This is a genomic window from Kitasatospora sp. NPDC058218, assembly GCF_042882445.1.
Lineage (GTDB): Bacteria > Actinomycetota > Actinomycetes > Streptomycetales > Streptomycetaceae > Kitasatospora.
Genome location: NZ_JBHVWC010000059.1, coordinates 15,377 through 35,359, shown reverse-complemented (window position 1 = coordinate 35,359; position 19,983 = coordinate 15,377). Strand labels below are relative to the sequence as shown.

Below are 19,983 nucleotides of genomic sequence, written 5' to 3'. Positions count from 1 at the left end.
GCCGCATCGCCCCGCCGTCGCCCGCCGCCGGCCGGACGGGCCGCAGGTCAGACCGGTGTCCCGTCCGCCGCGCCGTTCCCGGCCTCCTCCGCGTCCGCCTTCGCGAGCGCCCGCGCCGTCTCGGCACGGCTCGTACCCAGCTTGTGGAGCACGTTCGCCACGTGGTGCTCGACGGTCCGGGGGGAGAGGAACAGGGCCTGGGCGATGTCCTGGTTGCCGGCGCCCTGCGCGAGGAGTTCGGCGACCTGCCGCTCGCGCGGTGACAGCCGCTTGCCGTAGCCGCGGCGCCCCGGCGAGCCGGTGTTGCCGAGGTCCAGGTCGCGGCGGAGCTTCTGGCAGCGGGCGATGTCGGAGGTCGCCGCCACGGCGAGGTAGACCCGCTCCGCGGCGGCGATCCGTTCGGTGGCCCGGGCGCGGTCGTGCGGGGCGAGCGCGGCGGCGATCCGCTCGTCGGCGCGCGCCGCCTCGTACGGTCGGCCGATGTCGTGCCACTGGTCCCGGGCCCGGGTGAACGCCTGGTCGGCGCCGGGCTCCCCGGCGGCGGTCAGCAGCAGCCCCCGGGCGAGGTCGAGGGCCGCCGACACGGCGGGTGCGTCCCGGCCGGTGAGGGCGTCCGCGGCCTCCTCGGTGACGGCGGCCGCCAGGGCGTGGCCGCCGGTGGCGATGAGCGCCTCGACGGCGACCGGCAGCAGTTCGGCGGTACGGGCCCAGGCGCCGGCCTGGCGCGCGGTGGTGAGGGCGGGGTCGACCGTGGCGGCGGCCGCGACGGCGTCGCCCTCCAGCAGTTGCAGGCCCGCGAGCCCGGCCGCCGCGCGCAGGGCGGCGGTGACCTGGGACTCCCGCTGGCCGTACCGGCCGGCGATCTCGAACTCCTCGCGCGCCAGGGCCAGTCGGCCGCGGGCGGCGGCCAGGCGTCCGAACAGGAGGGAGCGCTCGGCCCCGGCCATCGCCAGGTCGTCGAACTCCGCACCCAGGGTGTCGAAGCGCTGCTCCAGCCCCTGCCAGCGGCCGGCCAGCATGTCCAGCCGGATCAGCGCGAGGCGGCTGTAGCACTCCAGGTACGGGATGGCCGCCTGCCGGGCCAGCCGCCGGCTCTCCGCCAACAGGTGGGAGGCCCGGCGGTCGTAGCCGAGCTCGATGGCGATCTCACCCGTGTTGTACAGCGCGCGGGTGGTCTGCCGCATGACCTCGGGGCGTTCGGAGGACCGGGGCAGTTCGTCCAGCCGGTCCCACACCGCCGGGTCGCCGTCCCGGGCGAGGAAGGTGAGGGAGGTGGCCCGTACCGCCGCGGCCACGTCCTCGTCCGGACTGGTCGCCAGCAGGCCGTCCGCCCGCGACAGCCAGGCCGCCGCGTGCCGGCCGGCGCCGTCGCGTTCGTCCATGGCGATGGCGACCATGGCCCGGGCCGCTCGGGTGGGGCGCTCCTCCAGCTCGTCCAGGGCTTCGCGGATCCGGTCGAACCCGGCCCGGTTGCCGCTGTGGACGGCGGTGAGGAAACCGAGCGCGAGGCGGATCTCGCCGCGGTCGGCGACCGGCAGCCGGGGGTCGGCGATCATGCCGCTCAGGACCTGGATGCTGGCCGCCGGGTCGACGTCGTCGGCCGCGATCCGGGCCAGGGCGAGGGCGGCCCGGCCGCGCCGCTGCGGGTCGAGGCCCGGTTCGTCGAGGAGGCCGCGCAGCATCGTCCGGGCGCTGCCCGGGTCACCGAGGGCCACGGCCTGGTCGGCGGCGGCCTGGGCGAGGTCCTGCCAGGCCCGGCGGTCGCCCATGGCCAGCGTGTGGTGGGCGATCTGGACCAGCGGCCGGGGGACGCGCGTGTCCAGGTCCTCGACCGCCCTGCGGTGCAGCATCCGGCGCTGCGGACCGGGAACGCGCTGGTAGGCCACCTGCTGGGCCAGCACGTGGCGGAAGGCGTAGCGGTCGGGGGCGCTCTCCTGGAGGACGGCCGCGTGCAGGGCCTCCGTCAGGCCGTTCGCGCCGGCGCCGGCGTCCAGCCCGGCGACGGCGGTCAGCAGGTCCTCGTCCGCGGGGACGGCGAGCACGGCGGCGGCAGCGACGACGGCGTCGCCGTCGCCGCTGAGACGGGCGAGCCGTTCGGTGACGGCGTCCCGCAGCCCCTGCGGCACCTCGCGCCGGGCCAGTGCGGCGGCCAGGTCGGCGCTCTGGTCGGCACCGCTCGGACGGCTTCCGGTCCGGGCCTCGGCCCGGGGCCGCTCGGCGATGGCGAGCAGATCCTCCTCGGCGGTCAGGGGCAGTCCCTGGCTGCGGTCGAAGAGCACCCGGGCGAGGTCGGACGTGGCGCGCGGGCCGAGCGCGGCGCGGGCCAGCTCGTGGACGTCCGGCTCGGTCAGCGGGCCCAGCCGGATCAGCGCACCGGCCACGCCGGTCGGGCGCCGGTAGGCCGCGCCGAACGCCGGGGCGTCGGGCGGCATGTCCTCGGCGCGGTAGGTGACCGCCAGGGCGAGCCGCGGCGGCATGTCGCGGGCCAGCTGGAGCAGCAGGTCGCGCGTCGCGTCGTCGGCCCAGTGCAGGTCCTCGATCACCAGGATCACGTCGCCGAGCGCACCGAGCAGTGCGCGCAGGCCCTGGACCAGCAGATTGCGCCGGGAGAGCAGGCCCTCGCCGCCGGACGGCGCGGGGGGCAGGGACGGTGCGAGGTCGGGCAGCACCCAGCGGAGCGCCCCGGCGCTGGGCGGGAGGTCCTCGGGCGGGGGCAGCTGGGCGGCGGCGTCCCGCAGCGCGTCGACCACCGGGCCGAACGGCAGGGGTTCGCGCAGCGGGTGGCAGAGGCCGCTGAGTGCGGTCCGCCCCGGCCCGGCCTGGGCCGCGACGGCTTCGGCCACCAGGCGTGACTTGCCGATGCCGGCCTCGCCCTCGACGACGAGCACGGCCGGCGGGTGGGACAGCGCCTCCCGTGCGCGCGCGAGTTCGTGGTCGCGGCCCACGAGCGCGAATCCGGCGCCGTGGGCGGTCGGCGGCTGAGGCCGGCTCATCGCCGCGCTGCCTTGGGACGGTCGTGGCGGACGGCGTATCCGGTCTGGGCGGGCATGTCCCTATGATGCCTCTGCCCCGAGCGGGCGGGCCCGGCGCGGTGGTCGCCGGCGTCCGTGGTCGCCCGCCGCCGGCCGTGACGGTGCTGCTCGCGGGCCGGTCGGGCACGGCTCCGGTCTAGCCGGGCAGGCCGGCCGGGACGCCGTCGAGGAACCGGTCCACGGGCCGCACGACGCGGCCCGGTGTCTCGACGACCTCGCAGCCCGCCCGTGCCAGCCGGGCGACGATCGCCGCGGCGGCGCGGTCGTCGAGCGAGAACACGAACGGTCCGGGAACCAGGACGACGTCCGTCCACCCGTGCTCGGCCGCCGTCAGCAGGTTCTCCAGGGCGGGCAGCGGGCCCCTGGCGGACCGGCCGTGATCGGCGTAGACGTCCGGAAAGGGCAGCCCCAGCCGGACGGCCATGATCTCCATGGCGGAGCGCACGTACTCCGCCTCGCGGGTGTCGTACGGGTGGCACCGCAGGTACATCGCGGGTCGTCGCACCGATCTCACCGGCGTGTGGGCGTCGTCCATGCCGTTCACCTGGCCTTGCTTGTCGTGGAGCCTTGCGCGGGAGCCTGTCGTGGAGCTCGGCGTGACGGGACGGTCGCACCGGGCGCGATGCCCGTCGGTGCCCCGGTGGCCGCTGCGGCTCGTGTGCTGGCTCCGGGCCGATGGTCCAAGCGGACCTCGGCAACGGTGCGGGGAACAATGCGGGGTACTACCCATCTCTCGCCCCGCGCCCCGTTCGGCGGCCCGCCGGAGCACGGCGCCGTCCGCCCCGCCGCGTCGGCGTCCGGCCCCCGTCCGCCCGCAGGAGCGCCCGTCCTCCCGTGCCGTCGTGCACGACGCCCTACCGGATCGGTCCCCGGGACGAGAGCGACTCCTCCTGGACGATCACGACTCGATACGACGCCCTAGCGGATCTCGGAGCCCGGGTTGGCGGCGTCCCAGCTCCGCCGGGAGTCCAGGATCGCGTCGTGGTGGTCGTAGGACCAGTCCGCCATCGCCCGGATCAGGTGGGTCAGGCTGTGGCCGATCGCGGTCAGCTCGTAGTCCACCTGCGGCGGGACGGTCGGGTGGACGGTCCGCGACACCAGGCCGTCGCGCTCCAGCCGGCGCACCGTGAGCGTCAGCATCCGCTGCGAGATGCCCGGCACGGCGCGCTGGAGCTCGCGGAACCGCCGGACGCCCTGGGCGAGTTCGACCACCACCAGGACCGACCACTTGTCACCGAGCCGGTCCAGCAGTCCGCGGATCCCGCAGTCCACGCCGTCCTCGCACCAGACCACCGGCCGGGGGGTGGTTACCGCGGTGTGCCCCACTGACATCGAAGTGCCTCCTTACGCCGAACGCTCAGCGTACCGAGGATGGTCACGGGGCAGCGCGGAGAGCCGCGGGCCCGGAATCGACCCTGGAGGTAGTGGTGCTTCTCGTCACCGGCGTCAACGGCGGACTCGGCTCTCTGGTGCTGGAGCGGCTGGCCGCCCTGCCCGGTGGGCTCGACGGAGTGCTGATCGGCAGTCGCACCCCGGAGCGGGCCCCGGCGCTCGGCGCCCCCGTCCGGACGGTGGACTTCGACCGGCCGCAGACCCTGGCGGACGCCTTCGCCGGGGTGCGGACGCTGCTGCTGATCTCGGCCGGCTACGGCGAGGACGACGTGGTGATCGCCCGTCACCGGGCCGCCGTCGAGGCCGCCGAGCGGGCCGGCGTCGAGCACGTGATCTACACCAGCCTCTCCGGTGACGGCGACCACCTGGCGTACGCGCTGGCGCACCGCTGGACCGAGCGGCGGCTGCGCGAGTCCACGACGCTGCGCTGGACGATCCTGCGCAACGGCCTCTACGCCGAACTGCTGGGCTCGCTGGCCACGCCGGACGGGGACGGCGTGATCACCGCGCCGCTCGGCGACGGCCGGCTGGCGGCGGTCGCCCGGGCGGACCTCGCCGAGGTCGCGGTCACGGTGGCGCTGGCCCCGGCCGAGCACGCCGGGCGGGTCTACGAACTGGTCGGGGAGCAGGCGGTGGGCGGCGCGGACATCGCGGCGGCGCTGTCCCGGGCCGGCGGGAAGCCCGTCGAGTACCGGCCCGGCACGCTGGCCGAGGCGCGGGCGGCGGTCGCCGTCTCCGGCGCCCAGGCGTTCCAGGTGCCGATGGTGGCCGGCACCTACTCGGCGATCGCCCACGGCTTCCTGGCGGGGCCGGGCAAGGCGGGGGACCTCGCCGCCCTGCTCGGCCGCCCGCCCCGCCCGGCCCTGGACGTGATCGCCCGGGGCGCGGGCGCGGCCGGGTGACGCGGAGCCGCGTACCGGGCGCGGCCGCCCGGTACGCCGGGCCCGGGCGGCGGTGCTACTGCCCGAGGACCACCAGCCGCCCGGTGCTGCGGCCGTCCGCGACGCGCTGGACGGCCTCGGCCGCGCCGCTGAGCGGCAGGCGGGCGCTCACCAGCGGGCGGACCACGCCGGCCTCGGCCAGCCGGGTCAGTTCCTCGTGGGCGGCCAGCACGGCCTGCGGGTCGCGGGTGTTGTAGAGACCCCAGTGCAGCCCGAGGATGCTGTAGTTCTTCACCAGCGCGTGGTTCAGCGCGGGCGCCGGGATCTCGCCGGCGGCGAAGCCGACCACCACGATCCGGCCCTCGAAGGCGACGCACCGGGTGGACCCGGTGTAGGCCGCGCCGCCGACCGGGTCGAAGACCACGTCCGCGCCGCGGCCGCCGGTGGCCTCCTTGACCGCCGCGGTGAAGTCCTCGGCGGTCCGGTCCACCACCAGGTCGGCGCCGAGCTCGCGGGCGACGGCCGCCTTGTCGGCGCCGCCGACGACGGCGATCACCCGCGCGCCGGCCGCCCGGCCGAGCTGGACCGCCGCGCTGCCGACCCCGCCCGCCGCCGCGTGCACCAGCAGCGTCTCGCCGGCCCGCAGCCCGGCCCGCCGGTGCAGGGCGAACCACGCGGTCTGGTGACCGATGTGCAGCGCGGCCGCCTCCGCGTCGTCCAGCACCGCCGGGGCCCGGAAGGCCGCCGCGGCGTCCAGCAGGGCGTACTCGGCGAAGGCGCCGCCGGGCAGCACCGGGGTGCCGATCACCCGCTCGCCCGCGCGCTCCCCCGCCACGACCTCGCCGCAGAGCTCGACCCCGGGGGTGAACGGCAGCGGCGGGCGGACCTGGTAGTGGCCGCGCACCATCAGCGCGTCCGGGAAGTTGACCGCGGCGGCCCTGACCCGGACGAGCAGGTGGCCCGGCCCGGGGGTCGGCCGCGGTACGTCCCCGGCCAGCCGCAGCACCTCGCGCGGCTCGCCCAACTCGGTGACCTGCCAGGCCCTCACAGCGCCTCGCTCCTTTCGAGCTCCCGCTGGAGCCGGTTCATCCCGCCGAGCCAGCGGTCCGGGTCGGTGGCCCGCGCCGCGTAGTACTCGGCGACCTCGGGGTGCGGCAGGACCAGGAAGCGCTCCTCGCGCAGCCCGGCCAGCAGGGCGCCGGCGACGTCCTCCGGGTCCAGCGCGGTCGGTGCCAGCAGCGCCTCGCCGACCGCGCCGGTCGAGGCGAGCATGTCGGTGCGCACCCCCTGCGGGCAGAGCGCGTGCACCCGCACGCCCCGGTGGCGGTACGTGGCGGCGAGCCACTCGGCGAAGGCGAGCGCGCCGTGCTTGGTGACGGCGTACGGGGCCGAGCCGAGCATGGTGAGGACGCCGGCGGCCGAGACGGTGGCCACGAACCGCCCGCGGCCGCGCTCCAGCCAGCGGGGGAGCAGCAGGTCGGCGGCCCGGACGTGGGCGAGCACGTTGACCTCCCAGGCACTCGCCCAGGCGGCGGCCGGTGCGCCCGCCCCGCCGACCGGGGCGACGCCGGCGTTGGCGCACCAGACGTCGATGTCGCCGAGCGCCTCCCGGGCCCGGTCGACCAGTGCGGCGACGCCCTCGGCCGAGGCCGCGTCGCCGGGAACGGCGGTGCCGCCGCACGCGGCCGCCACCGTGGCGGCCGCCGAGGCGTCGAGGTCGTTGACGACCACCCGGGCGCCGGCCGCCGCGAAGGCGCGGGCCAGCGCGGCACCGATGCCCCGGCCCGCGCCGGTGACCACCACGCCCTGGCCCGCGTACTCGCCGTCCCGGTTCCCGTGCGCGTCCGCCACGGCGCTCACATCCCGCCGCCGAGGGTGACGCCGCCGTCGACGACCAGGGTCTGGCCGGTGATCCAGGAGGCGTCGGAGGAGAGCAGGAAGGCGACCGCGCCCGCGACGTCCTCCGGGACGCCGAGGCGGCCCAGCGGGTACGCGGCGGCGACCTGCTCCTCGCGGCCCTCGTAGAGCGCCTCGGCGAACCTGGTCTTGACCACGGCCGGGGCCACGGCGTTCACCCGGATGCCCTGGCCGCCGAGTTCGGCGGCCAGCTCGGTGGTGAGCCGGATCAGGGCGGCCTTGGAGACCCCGTACATGCCGATGCCCAGCGAGGCGCGGATGCCCGAGACGGAGGCGACGTTGACCACCGAGCCGCCGTGCTCGCCCATCCAGGCGGCGTGCGCGCGGCGGGTCCAGGCGAGCGGGGCGAGCACGTTGACGGCGAGGATCTTGGCGGCGGCCGCCTCGTCGGTATCCAGCACCGGGCCGAAGACGGGGTTGATGCCGGTGTTGTTGACCAGGTGGTCGAGCCGGCCGAAGGCCTCCATCGTGCGGGCCACCGCTTCGTCCTGGTGAGCCGGGTCGTCCGCCTTGCCCGCGACGCCGATGGCGACCTCGGGGCCGCCCAGGTCGCGGACGGCCTCGGCGAGCGGCTCGGGGGTGCGGGCGGTCAGGCAGACCCGGGCGCCGCGGGCGATCAGTTCGCGCGCGATCCCGAGGCCGATGCCCCGGCTGGATCCGGTGACGACGGCCACCTGGCCCTTGAAGGAGTGCACCACGGAGGGTCCTTTCGCGCGGTTCTGCGGGAGCTGTCCGGTACCGCGGTGTCGGCCGCCGGTCGGCCGCACGGCCCGGGCTCGTGACTAAGCGCTTGCTTAGCATGCTGTCGGTGCGGGACCCTGTCAACAGTCGGTCGGGCCCTCCCCGGCCCGCGCGGCCGGAATTCCGGTACGACTTATCTGGGAGGATGGCGCCATGACCAGCACGCCCATCGCCGAGCTCTGGCCCGCCCTGCCCGGCGTCGCCGACGACCGCCCCGAGGCGGCGTTCCGGCTGCTCCAGGCCGCCGTCGAGTCGTTCGCGGAGCGCGGCTTCCACGCGACCACCACCCGGGACATCGCCACCGGTGCCGGGATGAGCCCGGCCGCGCTGTACATCCACTACCCGTCCAAGGCCGCCCTGCTGGCCGAGATCAGCCGGGCCGGCCACGCGGCCACCCTGACGCTGGTCCGGGGCGCGGTGGCGGGCGGGGGCGACCCGGTGGCCCGGATGCGGCGCCTGGTGGAGGAGTTCACGGCCTGGCACGCCCGGGCGCGGACGGTCGGCCGGGTGGTCAACTACGAGCTGCACGCGCTGCCGGCGGACGCCTACACGGTGGTCGCGGCCCTGCGGCTGGACATCGAGCGCGAGGTCAGCGCCCTCATCGAGGCGGGTGTCGCGACCGGCGCCTTCCAGGTCGCCGAGGTCCGCACGGCGGCCCGCGCCGTCACCTCCCTGGGGATCGACGTGTCCCGCTGGTACACCGACCGCAGCAGCGAGACCCCGGAGGAACTCGGCCGCCGCTACGGCGAGTTGGTGCTGCGGATGCTGGGCGCGCAGGTCGGCTGAGGCCCGGCGCTACGGCTTGACGGCGGTGTGCACGAACCACTTCACGTAGTCCCGCACCTGGTACATCTCCACCACCGACCGCAGGCCGAGCCACTTCTCCGCCGGGCCGAACAGGCGCAACAGCGCGTACGGCACCCGGAAGTAGGCGTAGAGCGCGTCCGAGGTCGGCCGGTACCGGTCGGTGGCGTCGAGGGCCTCCTCGACCCGGAAGCCCGCCTCGGTGAGCAGCCGGCCCAGGCTCTGCGAGTCGTACCGCCTGGCCCCGGGGAAGACCATCGCGTCGAGGTACGGATCCAGCACCGCCCGGCCCTCGGGGCTCAGCTCCTCCGGCGGCGCGCCCACTGGGCCGAGCACCACCAGGCGACCGCCCGGCCGCAGCACGCGGTGGAACTCCGCCAGCGCCCGCTCGGGGTCGTAGGCGTGCACCAGGGTCTCCATCGAGTACACGCCGTCGAAGGAGTCGTCGGGGAACTCCAGGTCGTGGTAGTCCCCCCAGGAGAAACTGGTCCGCTCCTCCAGTGCCGCGCGGGCGCTGAGCCGGCGGGCCTCGCGGACGTGGAAGTCCAGCACGTCGATGCCGGTGATCCGCAGGCCGAACCGGGAGGCCATCTCCCGCGCCACCACCCCCGCACCGCAACCGGCGTCCAGCACCCGCGACCCGGCGGGCAGCGCCAGCTTCCGGCCGAGGACGCCTTCGAGCCGGCGCTGCGCCTGCCAGCACCGCCACTTCGACTGGCCCGGTTCGGTCCAGCCCCAGTGCCGGGCGTTGCGGCAGACGAGCGTGTAGAAGAGCTTGCTTCCCGGCCGGCCGTAGACCCGCCGGAGCCCGGTGAGGTCGAGCTCGCCACTGACCATCTGAACCTGCCCGGTCTTCCGCTGCCGCGCGGCCCCGCTGCTCCGTGCCGCCGTCCCGCCCAAGCTACCGACGCGCCACGGCCCGCGCCGTCCGGTGCGTCCGCCCGGGTGTTCCCGGCCGGTCCGGGGCCCGGGGGCGGGCGCCGCGTTCCGCACCGGCCCGGGGCGGAGCGGCCCGGGCCGCGGGGCGGAGCGGTCCGGCCCGGGCCGGACGGCACGGACCCTTGTGCCGGGGCCGGGACATGCCAGATGATCACGATGTTCGGTCATGATCCATTCATGGGTCGCGGCTCTGACGCGGTTCTCATCGACGGGGGTTGGCGATGTCCACACATTCCACGCACAGCACGCGGTCCGGGTCAGGGTCCGGGTCCGGGTCCGGGTCCGCCGGCGACGGTGAGCCGGTGCGCCGGCCGGGCCGGCGCGCCCTGCTCGCCGGCCTGACCGGAGCGGGCGCCGCGGCCGGCAGCCTGGCGCTCGGCGGCCACAGCGCCGCCGCCGCGCCCGCCGCGGTGGCGGCCGGCGCCGGCGGGTACGTGGTCGACGTCGTCGCCAAGGGCGCCGACCCGACCGGCGTCACGCCGAGCGACGACGCCTTCCGGGACGCCGTGGCGGAGGTGCTCGGCGGTGCGCCGGAGACCGGGGTCACCCCGAAGAAGGTCCTGCTGATTCCGCCGGGCACCTATCTGCTCACCCAGCCCGACAGCCTGCTGCCGGCCACCCAGAACACCGACCGCGCGACGCAGAGCGTCATCGACGGCATCTCGATCACCGGGTTCGGCAAGCGCCTCTCCCGCATCGTGTACGCGCCGACGGTCCGCGACACCGTGCTCTGGCGGAACATGGACCGCTACCGGAACATCCGGATCAGCGGCCTGACCTTCGAGAGCCGGGACGCCACCGCGACCTTCAACTACTCGTTCTCCTCCAAGACCTTCGGCGTGCAGGACACCTGGTACACCGACGTCGACTGGCGCGGCACCTGGAAGGCCGGCATCGTCCTCGACGGCCCCGGGTCCGAGTCCAATCTCAACAGCGAGATGGGCTGGGACCACTGCCAGATCAGCGGCTCCTACGCGGACGCGTTCCTGGTGATGGGAGGGATCCCCACCGAGCAGCAGCAGGACCAGTTCCTCAACTTCTCGTTCCGCGACTGCAAGGTGGAGTTCCAGTCGGGCACCTTCGTGCGCAACGAGCGCGGCGGCTCGATGAACTTCATCGGCGGGTCGTACATCCTCGTCGACGCCAAGTCGACCGGCACCTTCTTCAAGCTGGGCGCCAACTCGCCGCGCGCCGACTCGGTCATGCGCCTGTACGCCCAGGGCATCCGCTTCGAGATCCGGGGCGTCGGCCACAAGGTGATCGACTCCGCCTGGTACAAGGGCACCATCACCTTCGTGTCCTGCGACGACACGGCGCGCGCGTTCGAGCCCTGGGCCCTGACCGACAAGGCGGTGCCCCACGTGTACCGCTTCGACGCCGTCAACCCCTCGCGCGGACCGGTGATCCGCTACCAGGACTGCGCCCTGCTGGGCTCGCACCAGGTGACCTCCGGCACCGCGACCACCGCGGGCAAGCTGCTGTACGACGGCAGCCGGTTCGCCACCAAGGAGGCGGGCACCGGGAGCACCGGCTTCCTGCGGTGGACCGGCCCCGCGCCCTGGTACGAGTTCCGCGACTGCCTGGTGAAGGCCGAGCGGCTGCCCGACGCCAAGGTGCCGTAGACGGCCGGGGCCGTCCGGCCGCGACCTTCCCCGCGGAAGGTCGCGGCCCGGCGCGCCGGGGACCGGGCGCGGTGAAGAGGCGGTGGCACAAAAGCACCTGACAGACCGGGAGCACGGCGCTAGGCTCCCCGCGATGACTACTCATTCCGCATTCGGATTGGGGGCCCCGTCCGCGCAAGGTGAGTGCTGATGCTCACTTCGACCGCGAACAGTGGCTCCCGTCTTTCCCTCTGGCTGCGCGTGCGCGAGTTCGCCGTGTCGCCGTCCATGATCGAGACCGCGACCGCCCGCCGTCACCTCGGCGACTGGGCCGGGGCCTGCGCCGCCGCGAACATCGATGTCGACCTCGACCTGCGCGCCGTGGCGCGCACCCACGGCCGGGACCTCGCCGCCAGGATCCGCGCCGACCTCCGCCGACTGGCCCCCGACCTGCTGCGCTGGCACCTGCCGAGGATCGCCCCGGACGGCCTGCTGCGCCCGGGCCTGACGGTCGCGCTGGCCCGGTACGACACCTCCGAGAGTGACGACGGGCACCCGGTGCAGCTCGTGGCCCGGACCCCGCCGGCCTGGGCGGACGCCGGCCAGCGGATCAGCCTCGCCCTGTGGGACGCCTCCCACCGCGAGGCCGGTGCCGCCCGGTACCCGCACCCCCGCCCCGACCGGCGCTTCCGCCTCGACCTGCACCGTCACCTGTGGGACGCGCACCGCAGCGGCGAACTGCGGCTCCGGAGCGGAGCCGACCGCCACCCGTCGACGGGGCCCGACCCGCTGGGGGCGGTGCCCGCCCCGACGGGGCCCGACCCGCAGGGGGCGGTGCCCGCCGCCGTGCTCCCGCCGGAGCGCCGCTGCGCCGTCGACCGCTGGGCGGCCGAGGCCGAGATCCTGCTGACCGCCGAAGGGCGCTCCACCGGCCCGGTGGGCGTCCGCCTCGGGGCGCGGCACCGGCTGATCCTGGAACCGGCCGCGGACCGCGACGGCCCGGGGTCGCCCGCCCGGCGGATCGTCGTCGCGCCCACCGGCGGCGGCGACCCCGCGCTGCCCGTCCTGCCCGACGCGGCGACCTGGACGCTCCCCGACCTCGAACTGCTCCGCAGCGGGGCGATCGAGGCCGACCGGCTGCATCCGCTGGTCGCCTCGGCCCTGGTCCCGGGCCGGCTGCCGGCCCGGCCCGCCCCGCTCCCGGAGCGGGCCGGGCAGCCGCGCCCGGTGGACTGCCGCGGTGCCCGGCACCGGATCGGCCTGGTCGACGGCGTGCTGGCGGCGCTGGACCACGACCCGGCCGAGATCCGCCGGGAGGAGCTGCTGGTCGCACTGACCGGCACGCCGCTGCCCTGCCTGCAGGCCATCGACGAGGCGCACCGCCGCCCGGCCGGCCTCCGGGGCGTCCGCGAACGGCTGGACCACGGCGACACCGCCGGTGCGCTGGCGGTCGTCGAGGGCCTGCTGGGCCCCGACGCACTGCTGCGCGGCGGCGCGCTGCGGGACGAGCTGGAGGCGGCCGCGCAGCGGCGGATCACCTACGGGCTGTTCAGGGCGGGCCTGGTCGAGCACAGCCCCGGCCCGGACCGCCGCCGCCCGCGCGCCCGCCGCTCAAGTGCCCGTGGGGCGACCGTCCGCTGACCCGGTGCGGGGCGGGCTTGCGCCGCCGCCGTGCGCTGCCCCCTCCGTGCTACCTCCTCGTGCTGCTCCCTCGTGCTGTCCCCTTGCACCGGCCCGGTGACTTCCGGCGCCCCGCCGGCCGTCCGGCTCCACCGCACATCCCTCCGCCACAGTCCGCTCCACCACACCCGAGGTGATCGAACATGTCCACGTCCACGTTTACGTCCATGCCTGCGCCCACGTCCGCGCCGCTCGCCGCGGCCGGCGGCGGCGCCGAACCGGCCCACGCCTCCCAGCTCGACGTCGCCGGCGCGTTGCTGGCCCTGCTGCGCGAGTCCACCACCGAGCCGCGCCCCGACGCCCAACTGGAGGCGCTGACCCTGGCGGTGGCCGCCGACCGCCCCGTCCTGCTGTGGGGCGAGCCGGGCATCGGCAAGACCGCCGCCCTGACCCAGCTGGCCGCGACCCTGGACCTGCCGCTGACCACGGTGATCGCCAGCGTGCACGAGCCGTCCGACTTCTCGGGGCTGCCCGTCGTCGGGGACGATCCGGCGGAGCAGGGCGTCCCGATGGCCCCGCCGGACTGGGCCGTGCGCCTGGTCCGGGCCGGCCGGGGCCTGCTCTTCCTCGACGAGCTGTCCACCGCGCCGCCGGCCGTCCAGGCCGCCCTGCTCCGCCTCGTCCTGGAACGGCGCATCGGGGCCCTGCAACTGCCGCCCGAGGTCCGCATCGTGGCCGCCGCCAACCCGCGCTCGTCGGCGGCCGACGGCTGGGAGCTGAGTGCGCCGCTGGCCAACCGCTTCGTCCACCTCCAGTGGGTCCACGAACACGACGTGGTGGTCCGCGGCCTGGGCGGGACGTGGCCCCGGGCCGTCCTGCCGAGGCTCGACCCGCGGCGGCTGGCGGAGTCCGTCGCCTTCGCCCGCCGCGCGGTCTGCGGTCTGCTCACCGCCCGCCCCGGTCTCGTCCACCGACTGCCCTCCAACGAGGCCCGCCGGGGCGGTGCCTGGCCGTCGCCCCGGAGCTGGGAGACGGCCCTGTGCCTGATCGCCTTCGCGACCGCGGCCGGCTCCTCGCGGGACGTCCTCTCCCTGCTGGTCAGGGGCACGGTGGGGGACGGACCGGGACTGGAGCTGCTGGCGAGCCTGGACCGGATGGACCTCCCGGACCCGGAGGAGCTGCTCGCCGACCCGGCGGGCGCCGAACTGCCCGAGCGCGGCGACCTGCGCCAGGCCGTGCTCGACGGTGTGGTGGACGCCGTCCGCAAGCGCCCGGAGAAGTCCCGCTGGGACGCGGCGTGGACGCTGCTGGTCCGGGCGACCGAGACCGGTGCCCCGGACCTGGTCGTCGTCCCCGCGACCACCCTCGCCTCGCTGCGCCGACCGGACTGGGACGTCCCGGCCGCGATCGAGCGCCTCGCCGGGGTGGTCTCGCTGTCCACCCGGGCCGACCGGTCGGTGGCCCGGGTCGCGGCCAAGGCCGGCCGGTGACCCGGGACGGGGCGGGGCTGCCGGACGCGGCGGCGGCGCCGGACACCCCCCGGGCGCTGGACCTCGACAAGCTGTTCGCCGCCCGGCTGCACGCCGCCAAGGTCCGGCCCTATCTGGCGACGGCCCTGTTCGCCCTGCACACCGTGGAGTCGCGGAGCATCCCGACGATGGCCGTGGACCGGCACTGGCGGTGCTACGTCTCGCCGTACTTCGTGGAGCGCACGCCGGTGGAAGAACTGGCCGGGGTCTGGGTCCACGAGGTCTCGCACCTGCTGCGCGACCACCACGGGCGCAGCGACCGGGTCGCCCGGGAGCGCGGGCTGACCGGCCCGGGCGAGCGGCTGCGGATGAACATCGCCGCCGACTTCGAGATCAACGACGACGTGTTCGGCGACGGGCTGGTCGCGCCCGAAGGCGCCGTCCGGCCGACCTCCCTGGGGCTTCCCGAGGGGCAGTTGATGGAGGACTACCTGCGCCTGTTCAGCCTCGGGCCGCTGACGCGGGACCTGGCCTGGCTGGACTGCGGCAGCGGTGCCGACGGACTGGAGCGGGAGTGGGAGCTCGGACCGGACGGCGCGCACGGCCTCAGCGCGCAGGAACGGGACGCGGTGCGGTTCCGGGTGGCCCAGGGCATCAACGGCCGGCCGGGCAGCGCCCCGCGGGCGTGGCAGCGGTGGGCGGAGGAGGCGTTCCACCCGCCGCAGGCGTGGCGGGAGTTGCTGGGCGCGGCGGTCCGGACGGCGGCGGCCGGCTCGGGGGTGGGCGAGGACTACACCTACGGCCGGCCGTCGCGGCGCTCGGCCGGGCTGCCCGGCGTCGTGCTGCCGAGCCTGCGGCGCCGACCGCCCCGGGTCGCCGTGGTGATCGACACCTCCGGGTCGGTCAGCGACGCCGAACTGGGCAGCGCGCTGCTCGAAGTGACCGCGATCTCCCGGGCCGTGGGCGGTCGCCGCGACCTGGTCACCGTGCTCCCGTGCGACGCGGCGGCCCGGGTCGCGCACCCGCTCTGCCGCGCCGAGGGGATCCCGCTGGTGGGCGGTGGGGGCACGGACCTGCGAACGGGCTTCGCCAGGGCGCTGCGGGCCCGGCCCCGGCCGGACGTCATCGTGGTCCTGACCGACGGACAGACGCCCTGGCCGGACTCCCGGCCGCCGTGCCGCACGGTGGTCGGCCTCTTCCCCCGGCAACCGGTCACCGGGTCGCACGACGAGGACGATCCCGACTACGAACCGGACACCCCGCCGGACTGGGCCCGGGTGGTCACCATCGGGTAGGCGCGGTCGGGAGCGTCAGCGGCAGCGACCGTCGGCGTCGGCTGCCCGCTCGCCTGTCCGTCTGTCCGGGGCACTCGCCTGTCCGGGCGCCCGGAGGAGTGAAGTCCTTCACCCCATCGGGTGGGCCGGGCGGGTGTCGGGGGGAGTGCGCGGTTAGCTGGACAGCGACGTTCGTCGGAAGGGTGCGCATGGGGCGTACGGCTCGGCAGGGTGACCTCGCGACCCACTGCGCCCTCGCGGTGCTGCTGGCCGCCGTCCTCGCCCTGCTGACCGGGGCCGGCACCGCCGACTCGCTCCACCGTCTCGCCCTCGACCGCTGCGTGACGGTCCAGGAGTTCCCCGCCGCCCCCGCCGAACCGTTCGACGCGGACGACTGCCCGGAGCCCGCCGAACGCCGCCGCGACCACGGGAGCGCTCCGGGCGCCGCCTCCACCCACCGGGTCGGCCACCCCCGCGCCCCGCTGCCGGGGCTGCTCCCGCCGGCGCCCCGGACGGTGGTCGGCCTCGCGGCCGGTGCCCCGCCCGGTGGCGCCGCGGCCCGGCCGGGCACCGATCCCGCCCGCCCCGACGGGGCCGGGCGGGGCACCGTCCTGCGCTGCTGACAGGCCCCGGGGCCGCGTTCCGGGGTTCCGGCCCCGGGCGCCGCTGCCGCCGTGCCCACCGTCAGGTCCACACCGCAGGAGGTCCGTCATGCCCTTCGACGTCTACACCGCCATGGGCGCGCTGGTGCGCGCCGAGGCCAGCCGCACCGTCACGCCCGTCGGGGCCGCCGCCCCGCCGACGGCGCACCTGCCCGCCGGTTCCCCCGAGTTCGGGGAGGAACCCGTGGCACGCGCCGCCGACCGGGCGCAGCACCCGTCCGCCGCCCCGCGTCGGCTGGCCGCCCTGCCGTCCGCCCTGCGCCGGCTCGCCGCCCGGCTGGGCTGAGCCGCCGCGCGGGCCCGGGTGGCGGCCGCGGGCCGGGACGGCTGCCACCCCGGGTGCCTGGTCGGAGGCGGTGGCGGCCGGTTCGACTGCCGTAGCCGTAGCCGTAGCCGTAGCCGTAGCCGTAGCCGTAGCCGCAGCCGCAGGCGCCGAGGTGGAGTGCGCCCCGGAGGGTGGCCGGGGCCGGGGCCGGGTCGGACACGGACCGTCGGGTGCGGACCGGGCCCGGGGCCCAGCCCGCGTCAGGCCGGCCGCACGGGGATGGCCACGAGCTCCCTGCCGTCGTCGGTGCGGACCTCGAAGTGGTCGATCTCGGTGGCCGGGTACCCCACCCCGCCGTGGGTGACCAGTGGGTCGGCCGCCCCGGGCACGCCGTAGCCGGGCGCCGGGACGGCCCAGCCGGTGACGGCCTGCTCCGCGCCGGAGCGGGTGACGGCGATCAGGGAACAGCGCAGCGGCCCCTGGACGTTGCCGAGCCGCAACGCCACGTGGGTGCCCCACTTCTTGTCCTCCAGCGAGACCGTCGCCACCGCGCCCGTCCGTGCGTCGGTGGCGCTGTGCTGCTCGCCGGAGTCCATCAGCCAGGAGGCGGGGCTCGACGGATGGTGGTCCGCCACCGCGGTGCCGCCGCCGCTCACGGCCGCACCGAGCAGCGGACCGCCGATCAGCACCGCCACGGCCGCCGCCACCAGGAACAGCCGGCGGGTGCGGGCCGTCCGCCGGGCGGCCGTCACCCGGCCCACCAGGCGGTCGAGCAGCTCCGGGCCCGGCCTGGGCAGCGGGTCGGCGTCGTCGGTGCTCCCGGCCTCCCGCGAGCCGCCGGCCGGCGCGGTCGCCGCGGCGAACTCGGCGAGCAGCGGCTCCAGACCGGAGAGCTCCGCCGCCTCGTCGGCGCACCGGGCACAGCCTTCGAGATGGGCCTCGAACTCCGCGCGCTCCCGGGGTTCGAGCAGCCCGAGGACGTAGGCGCCCACGTCCAGGTGCGTTCCTTCCGGGACGGTCACAGTGCCACTCCTCGTTCGTCGAGCGCGATCCTGAGCGAGCGCAGCGCGTAGTAGACCCGGGACCGCACGGTGGCGGGCGGGACGCCGAGCACCACGGCGGCCTCGTTCACCGTGCGGCCCTTGAGGTAGGTCTCGGCCAGTACCTCGCGGTGTGCGTCGCCGAGCGCCTCCATCGCGTCGGACATCGCCATCAGCCGCAGCGCGGTGTCGAGGTCCTCGGCGGTCGGCAGCAGTTCGACGGCGCCGCCGCCTCCGCGCGGCTGCGCGGGGGAGCCGGACCGCTCGTCGACGGCGATGCGACGGGCCGTGCTGACCAGCCACGGGCGCAGCGAGCCCTCCCGGTGGTCCAGTCGGTGGATGTTCTGCCAGGCCCGCAGGAGGGTCGCCTGCACCACGGACTCGGCCCGGCGGCGGTCCCCGCCGACCAGGTGGAGGACGAACCGCAGCAGCGGGGCGGCGTGGTCCCGGTGCAGGGCGCGGATCAGTTCCTCGCCGGGATCGGTGTCGGCGCCGGCACCGGGTGGTCGCCCGGCCTCGGCCGGAGGGTATTCGCTCACGGCCGTATCGTGACGCATCGGTCCCTCCCCGTCGAGGCCGCGGTGGGAGGCCCCGCCCCGCCCGGCGGTCGGCGGTCGACCAACGGGCGGGGCGGGGCGAGGGCGGGCGGCGTCGCCCACGGTCCGTCAGTAGCCGGAGCCGCCGCCGGTGGGCTGGGCGGCCGCCTGGGCCTTCTTGCCCTCCGGGGTGCTGATGAACCAGGTGCCCCCGACCCCCTGGCCCTTGGTCTCGCCCGGGGCCTTGTCGTCGGCGAACCGGTACAGCGGCCAGCCGTTGAGGGTCAGCTGCTTGGTCCCGTCGGCCCTGGTCACCGCGCCGACCAGCTTGGAGTCCACGCCCTTGACGGTGGCCTGCTCGCTCACCGGCACCGGCGGCCACTTCACGGCGCAGGCGTCGTTGCAGTTGGAGGCGGAGGGCTGGGCGGTGTCCTTGTCGAAGCGGTACAGCGTGTAGTTCAGGCCGTCGACGACGATCGGCCCGAACTGCGGCGAGGTGACGGTGGCCAGCGAGCCCTTCAGCGCGGCCTGGTTCCCGCTCGGTGCACCCGTCGCGCCGGTAGCGGTCGGTGCGCCCGTCGCGCCGGTCTTGGCCGGTGCGCTCGGGCTGCTCGCGGGCGGGGCGGCGGTGTCCGCGTCGGAGTCGCACGCGGTGGCGAGCAGGACGACGGCCGCCGCGGCGGCGGCGAAGGCGGCGGTACGGCGCAGAGCATGCATGGGTTTCTCCCCCAAGGACGTGACGTTCGGTCGGGTCGGACGCTCGCCGCCGCCGAAGCCGCGGATCCCGTCCGTCGCCCTTCAGTACGGAGGGGGCGGCCGATGTGCTCAACGCCTCGGAGGAATTCTTTCGCCGATCCGCGCCGGGCGGCCGCGCGCCGGGCGGGGAGGCCTTCCACGGGCTCGGCGGGCGGCCGGTGCTGCGACCTGACGTGCCGTGCGCCGGTGGGGGCGACGGGCAACCGGGGCACTGCCGCCGCGCAACGAGCCGGCTCCGGTGGCGGAGGGGATTGACCCTGACCCTGCGTCAGGGTTGGAGTCTTCTCGCATGACGAATGACATCACTTCCCCGGCTCGGCCCGCTCCGCCGGTCGGCGGGTTCCAGGAGATCGACGGCCGCCGTGTTTTCGTGCACCGGTCGGGCAGCGGCGGACCGGCCGTCGTGTTCCTGGCGGGCGCCGGCGCGGTCGGCCTGGACTACTTCGGTGTGCAGCAGGGCGTTTCGCAGTTCACCACCGCCGTGGTGTACGACCGCGGCGGCACGGGCCACAGCGATCCCCTCCCGCTGCCGCGCACCGCCGCCGCGGTCGCCACGGAACTGCACGAGCTGCTGCGCGCCCAGGACATCGCCGCCCCGTACGTTCTCGTGCCGCACTCCCTCGGCGGCCTCTACGCACACCGGTTCGCGCAGCTGTACCCGCAGGACGTGGCGGGGCTGGTCTGGTTGGACGGCCTCCAGCGCGACTGGGACGCCTTCCTGCCGCCCGCCGCGCAACTCGCCGCGTTCGAGCGGACGGCGCCCGATCTCGACCAGCTCCGACAGCTGCGCCCGGCCCTGCGCGAGCTGTGGGTCGAGCTGCTCGCGGACTACCCGGTCGCCACTACCACCACGTCGGCCTGTTGCCCGAGCCCGAGCGCGATGCCTCCGGCTACCGCCGCTACGGTGCGCAGGCGGCGGTGGACCTCATCCGGATCAGGACCCTCGCCGACGCCGGTGTACCGCTGGCCCGCATCGACGCGCTGCTGCACGCCCGGCCGACCGAGTTCGCCTCGGCCATCGCCGACATCGACGCCGAACTGCGGCGCAAGATCG

18 protein-coding genes and 3 pseudogenes are annotated in these 19,983 nt (G+C 76.3%); 10 read left to right on the top strand and 11 right to left on the bottom strand.

Going from position 1 to position 19,983, the window contains the following annotated elements; translation table 11 throughout:
- Nucleotides 1-47: 47 nt before the first annotated feature.
- From ACFVYI_RS31665 to ACFVYI_RS31650, 4 genes and pseudogenes are all read right to left on the bottom strand, one after another.
- Nucleotides 48-947 (bottom strand): LuxR C-terminal-related transcriptional regulator, encoded by a 900-nt coding sequence (locus ACFVYI_RS31665; protein WP_387892007.1) that lies wholly within the window; start codon nt 945-947, stop codon nt 48-50.
- Between the two features lie 1,530 nt (nt 948-2,477).
- Nucleotides 2,478-2,993 (bottom strand): annotated as a pseudogene (locus ACFVYI_RS31660) (AAA family ATPase); the annotation flags it as partial.
- Nucleotides 2,994-3,168: 175 nt separating this feature from the next.
- Entirely contained in the window at nt 3,169-3,567 is a 399-nt protein-coding gene (locus ACFVYI_RS31655; RefSeq protein WP_387891952.1) for a hypothetical protein, read from the bottom strand.
- 383 nt (nt 3,568-3,950) lie between these two features.
- Nucleotides 3,951-4,364, bottom strand: coding sequence for a winged helix-turn-helix transcriptional regulator (locus ACFVYI_RS31650; RefSeq protein WP_387891950.1), 414 nt, complete (start codon nt 4,362-4,364; stop codon nt 3,951-3,953).
- 95 nt (nt 4,365-4,459) lie between these two features.
- Here ACFVYI_RS31650 and ACFVYI_RS31645 point away from each other — a divergent pair, with 95 nt between their 5' ends.
- Nucleotides 4,460-5,326 carry an NAD(P)H-binding protein gene (locus tag ACFVYI_RS31645; protein ID WP_387892006.1) on the top strand — a complete coding sequence of 289 codons (867 nt, stop codon included), beginning with the start codon at nt 4,460-4,462 and terminating at the stop codon, nt 5,324-5,326.
- A gap of 55 nt (nt 5,327-5,381) precedes the next feature.
- Here ACFVYI_RS31645 and ACFVYI_RS31640 read toward each other — a convergent pair whose 3' ends face one another.
- The 3 genes from ACFVYI_RS31640 to ACFVYI_RS31630 are packed head-to-tail and all read right to left on the bottom strand — an operon-like array spanning nt 5,382 to nt 7,920.
- Nucleotides 5,382-6,353 carry an NADPH:quinone oxidoreductase family protein gene (locus ACFVYI_RS31640; RefSeq protein ID WP_387891948.1) on the bottom strand — a complete coding sequence of 324 codons (972 nt, stop codon included), beginning with the start codon at nt 6,351-6,353 and terminating at the stop codon, nt 5,382-5,384.
- Nucleotides 6,350-7,156 carry an SDR family NAD(P)-dependent oxidoreductase gene (locus ACFVYI_RS31635; protein WP_387891947.1) on the bottom strand — a complete coding sequence of 269 codons (807 nt, stop codon included), beginning with the start codon at nt 7,154-7,156 and terminating at the stop codon, nt 6,350-6,352. Before ACFVYI_RS31635 ends, ACFVYI_RS31640 begins: the two co-directional genes overlap by 4 nt.
- Nucleotides 7,157-7,161: 5 nt before the next feature.
- On the bottom strand, nt 7,162-7,920 hold the full coding sequence (locus ACFVYI_RS31630; RefSeq protein ID WP_387891946.1) for an SDR family oxidoreductase: 759 nt from the start codon (nt 7,918-7,920) through the stop codon (nt 7,162-7,164).
- A gap of 196 nt (nt 7,921-8,116) precedes the next feature.
- Here ACFVYI_RS31630 and ACFVYI_RS31625 point away from each other — a divergent pair, with 196 nt between their 5' ends.
- Nucleotides 8,117-8,749: a TetR/AcrR family transcriptional regulator gene (locus ACFVYI_RS31625; protein WP_387891945.1), complete on the top strand. Its 633-nt coding sequence runs from the start codon at nt 8,117-8,119 to the stop codon at nt 8,747-8,749.
- A 9-nt stretch (nt 8,750-8,758) separates the two neighbouring features.
- On the opposite strand, the gene ACFVYI_RS31620 is transcribed toward ACFVYI_RS31625, so the two are convergent.
- Nucleotides 8,759-9,604 carry a methyltransferase domain-containing protein gene (locus ACFVYI_RS31620; RefSeq protein ID WP_387891944.1) on the bottom strand — a complete coding sequence of 282 codons (846 nt, stop codon included), beginning with the start codon at nt 9,602-9,604 and terminating at the stop codon, nt 8,759-8,761.
- 404 nt (nt 9,605-10,008) lie between these two features.
- Between ACFVYI_RS31620 and ACFVYI_RS31615 the strand changes: the two genes are divergently transcribed.
- The 6 genes from ACFVYI_RS31615 to ACFVYI_RS31590 all read left to right on the top strand — a co-directional run bounded on the left by ACFVYI_RS31615 (nt 10,009) and on the right by ACFVYI_RS31590 (nt 16,618).
- Nucleotides 10,009-11,328, top strand: a complete 1,320-nt coding sequence (locus ACFVYI_RS31615; protein WP_387891942.1) for a hypothetical protein — start codon at nt 10,009-10,011, stop codon at nt 11,326-11,328.
- Between the two features lie 189 nt (nt 11,329-11,517).
- Nucleotides 11,518-12,948 (top strand): hypothetical protein, encoded by a 1,431-nt coding sequence (locus ACFVYI_RS31610; RefSeq protein WP_387891940.1) that lies wholly within the window; start codon nt 11,518-11,520, stop codon nt 12,946-12,948.
- Between the two features lie 206 nt (nt 12,949-13,154).
- A complete protein-coding gene (locus ACFVYI_RS31605; RefSeq protein WP_387891938.1) occupies nt 13,155-14,417 on the top strand; it encodes an AAA family ATPase in 1,263 nt (420 codons plus the stop codon).
- Nucleotides 14,414-15,691: a VWA-like domain-containing protein gene (locus ACFVYI_RS31600; protein WP_387891936.1), complete on the top strand. Its 1,278-nt coding sequence runs from the start codon at nt 14,414-14,416 to the stop codon at nt 15,689-15,691. The genes ACFVYI_RS31605 and ACFVYI_RS31600 overlap by 4 nt, the downstream gene beginning before the upstream one ends.
- A gap of 188 nt (nt 15,692-15,879) precedes the next feature.
- The gene (locus ACFVYI_RS31595; protein ID WP_387891934.1) at nt 15,880-16,293 is read left to right on the top strand and encodes a hypothetical protein; all 414 of its coding nucleotides are present in this window, start codon (nt 15,880-15,882) and stop codon (nt 16,291-16,293) included.
- A gap of 88 nt (nt 16,294-16,381) precedes the next feature.
- Nucleotides 16,382-16,618, top strand: a complete 237-nt coding sequence (locus ACFVYI_RS31590; RefSeq protein ID WP_387891932.1) for a hypothetical protein — start codon at nt 16,382-16,384, stop codon at nt 16,616-16,618.
- A 239-nt stretch (nt 16,619-16,857) separates the two neighbouring features.
- Here the strand turns inward: ACFVYI_RS31590 and ACFVYI_RS31585 are convergent, their stop codons facing one another.
- The 3 genes from ACFVYI_RS31585 to ACFVYI_RS31575 all read right to left on the bottom strand — a co-directional run bounded on the left by ACFVYI_RS31585 (nt 16,858) and on the right by ACFVYI_RS31575 (nt 18,890).
- The gene (locus ACFVYI_RS31585) at nt 16,858-17,619 is read right to left on the bottom strand and encodes an anti-sigma factor family protein (protein ID WP_387891930.1); all 762 of its coding nucleotides are present in this window, start codon (nt 17,617-17,619) and stop codon (nt 16,858-16,860) included.
- Nucleotides 17,616-18,194: a sigma-70 family RNA polymerase sigma factor gene (locus ACFVYI_RS31580; RefSeq protein WP_387891928.1), complete on the bottom strand. Its 579-nt coding sequence runs from the start codon at nt 18,192-18,194 to the stop codon at nt 17,616-17,618. The genes ACFVYI_RS31585 and ACFVYI_RS31580 overlap by 4 nt, the downstream gene beginning before the upstream one ends.
- A 108-nt stretch (nt 18,195-18,302) precedes the next feature.
- Entirely contained in the window at nt 18,303-18,890 is a 588-nt protein-coding gene (locus ACFVYI_RS31575; protein ID WP_387891926.1) for a hypothetical protein, read from the bottom strand.
- Nucleotides 18,891-19,218: 328 nt separating this feature from the next.
- Here ACFVYI_RS31575 and ACFVYI_RS31570 point away from each other — a divergent pair.
- Together ACFVYI_RS31570 and ACFVYI_RS31565 are read left to right on the top strand one after the other, a co-directional pair.
- Nucleotides 19,219-19,749 (top strand): annotated as a pseudogene (locus ACFVYI_RS31570) (alpha/beta fold hydrolase); the annotation flags it as partial.
- A pseudogene (locus ACFVYI_RS31565) lies at nt 19,737-19,907 on the top strand (MerR family transcriptional regulator); the annotation flags it as partial. The pseudogenes ACFVYI_RS31570 and ACFVYI_RS31565, both read left to right, overlap by 13 nt.
- Between the last annotated feature and the right edge of the window lie 76 nt (nt 19,908-19,983).

Coding starts and splice junctions, on each gene's coding strand:
- ACFVYI_RS31650 (WP_387891950.1), bottom strand. CDS start 4,364: ATGTCAGTGGGGCACACCGCGGTAACCACCCCCCGGCCGGTGGTCTGG.
- ACFVYI_RS31665 (WP_387892007.1), bottom strand. CDS start 947: ATGGCCGGGGCCGAGCGCTCCCTCCTGTTCGGACGCCTGGCCGCCGCC.
- ACFVYI_RS31595 (WP_387891934.1), top strand. CDS start 15,880: ATGGGGCGTACGGCTCGGCAGGGTGACCTCGCGACCCACTGCGCCCTC.
- ACFVYI_RS31605 (WP_387891938.1), top strand. CDS start 13,155: ATGCCTGCGCCCACGTCCGCGCCGCTCGCCGCGGCCGGCGGCGGCGCC.
- ACFVYI_RS31580 (WP_387891928.1), bottom strand. CDS start 18,194: ATGCGTCACGATACGGCCGTGAGCGAATACCCTCCGGCCGAGGCCGGG.
- ACFVYI_RS31620 (WP_387891944.1), bottom strand. CDS start 9,604: ATGGTCAGTGGCGAGCTCGACCTCACCGGGCTCCGGCGGGTCTACGGC.
- ACFVYI_RS31655 (WP_387891952.1), bottom strand. CDS start 3,567: ATGGACGACGCCCACACGCCGGTGAGATCGGTGCGACGACCCGCGATG.
- ACFVYI_RS31590 (WP_387891932.1), top strand. CDS start 16,382: ATGCCCTTCGACGTCTACACCGCCATGGGCGCGCTGGTGCGCGCCGAG.
- ACFVYI_RS31625 (WP_387891945.1), top strand. CDS start 8,117: ATGACCAGCACGCCCATCGCCGAGCTCTGGCCCGCCCTGCCCGGCGTC.
- ACFVYI_RS31610 (WP_387891940.1), top strand. CDS start 11,518: ATGCTCACTTCGACCGCGAACAGTGGCTCCCGTCTTTCCCTCTGGCTG.
- ACFVYI_RS31575 (WP_387891926.1), bottom strand. CDS start 18,890: ATGCATGCTCTGCGCCGTACCGCCGCCTTCGCCGCCGCCGCGGCGGCC.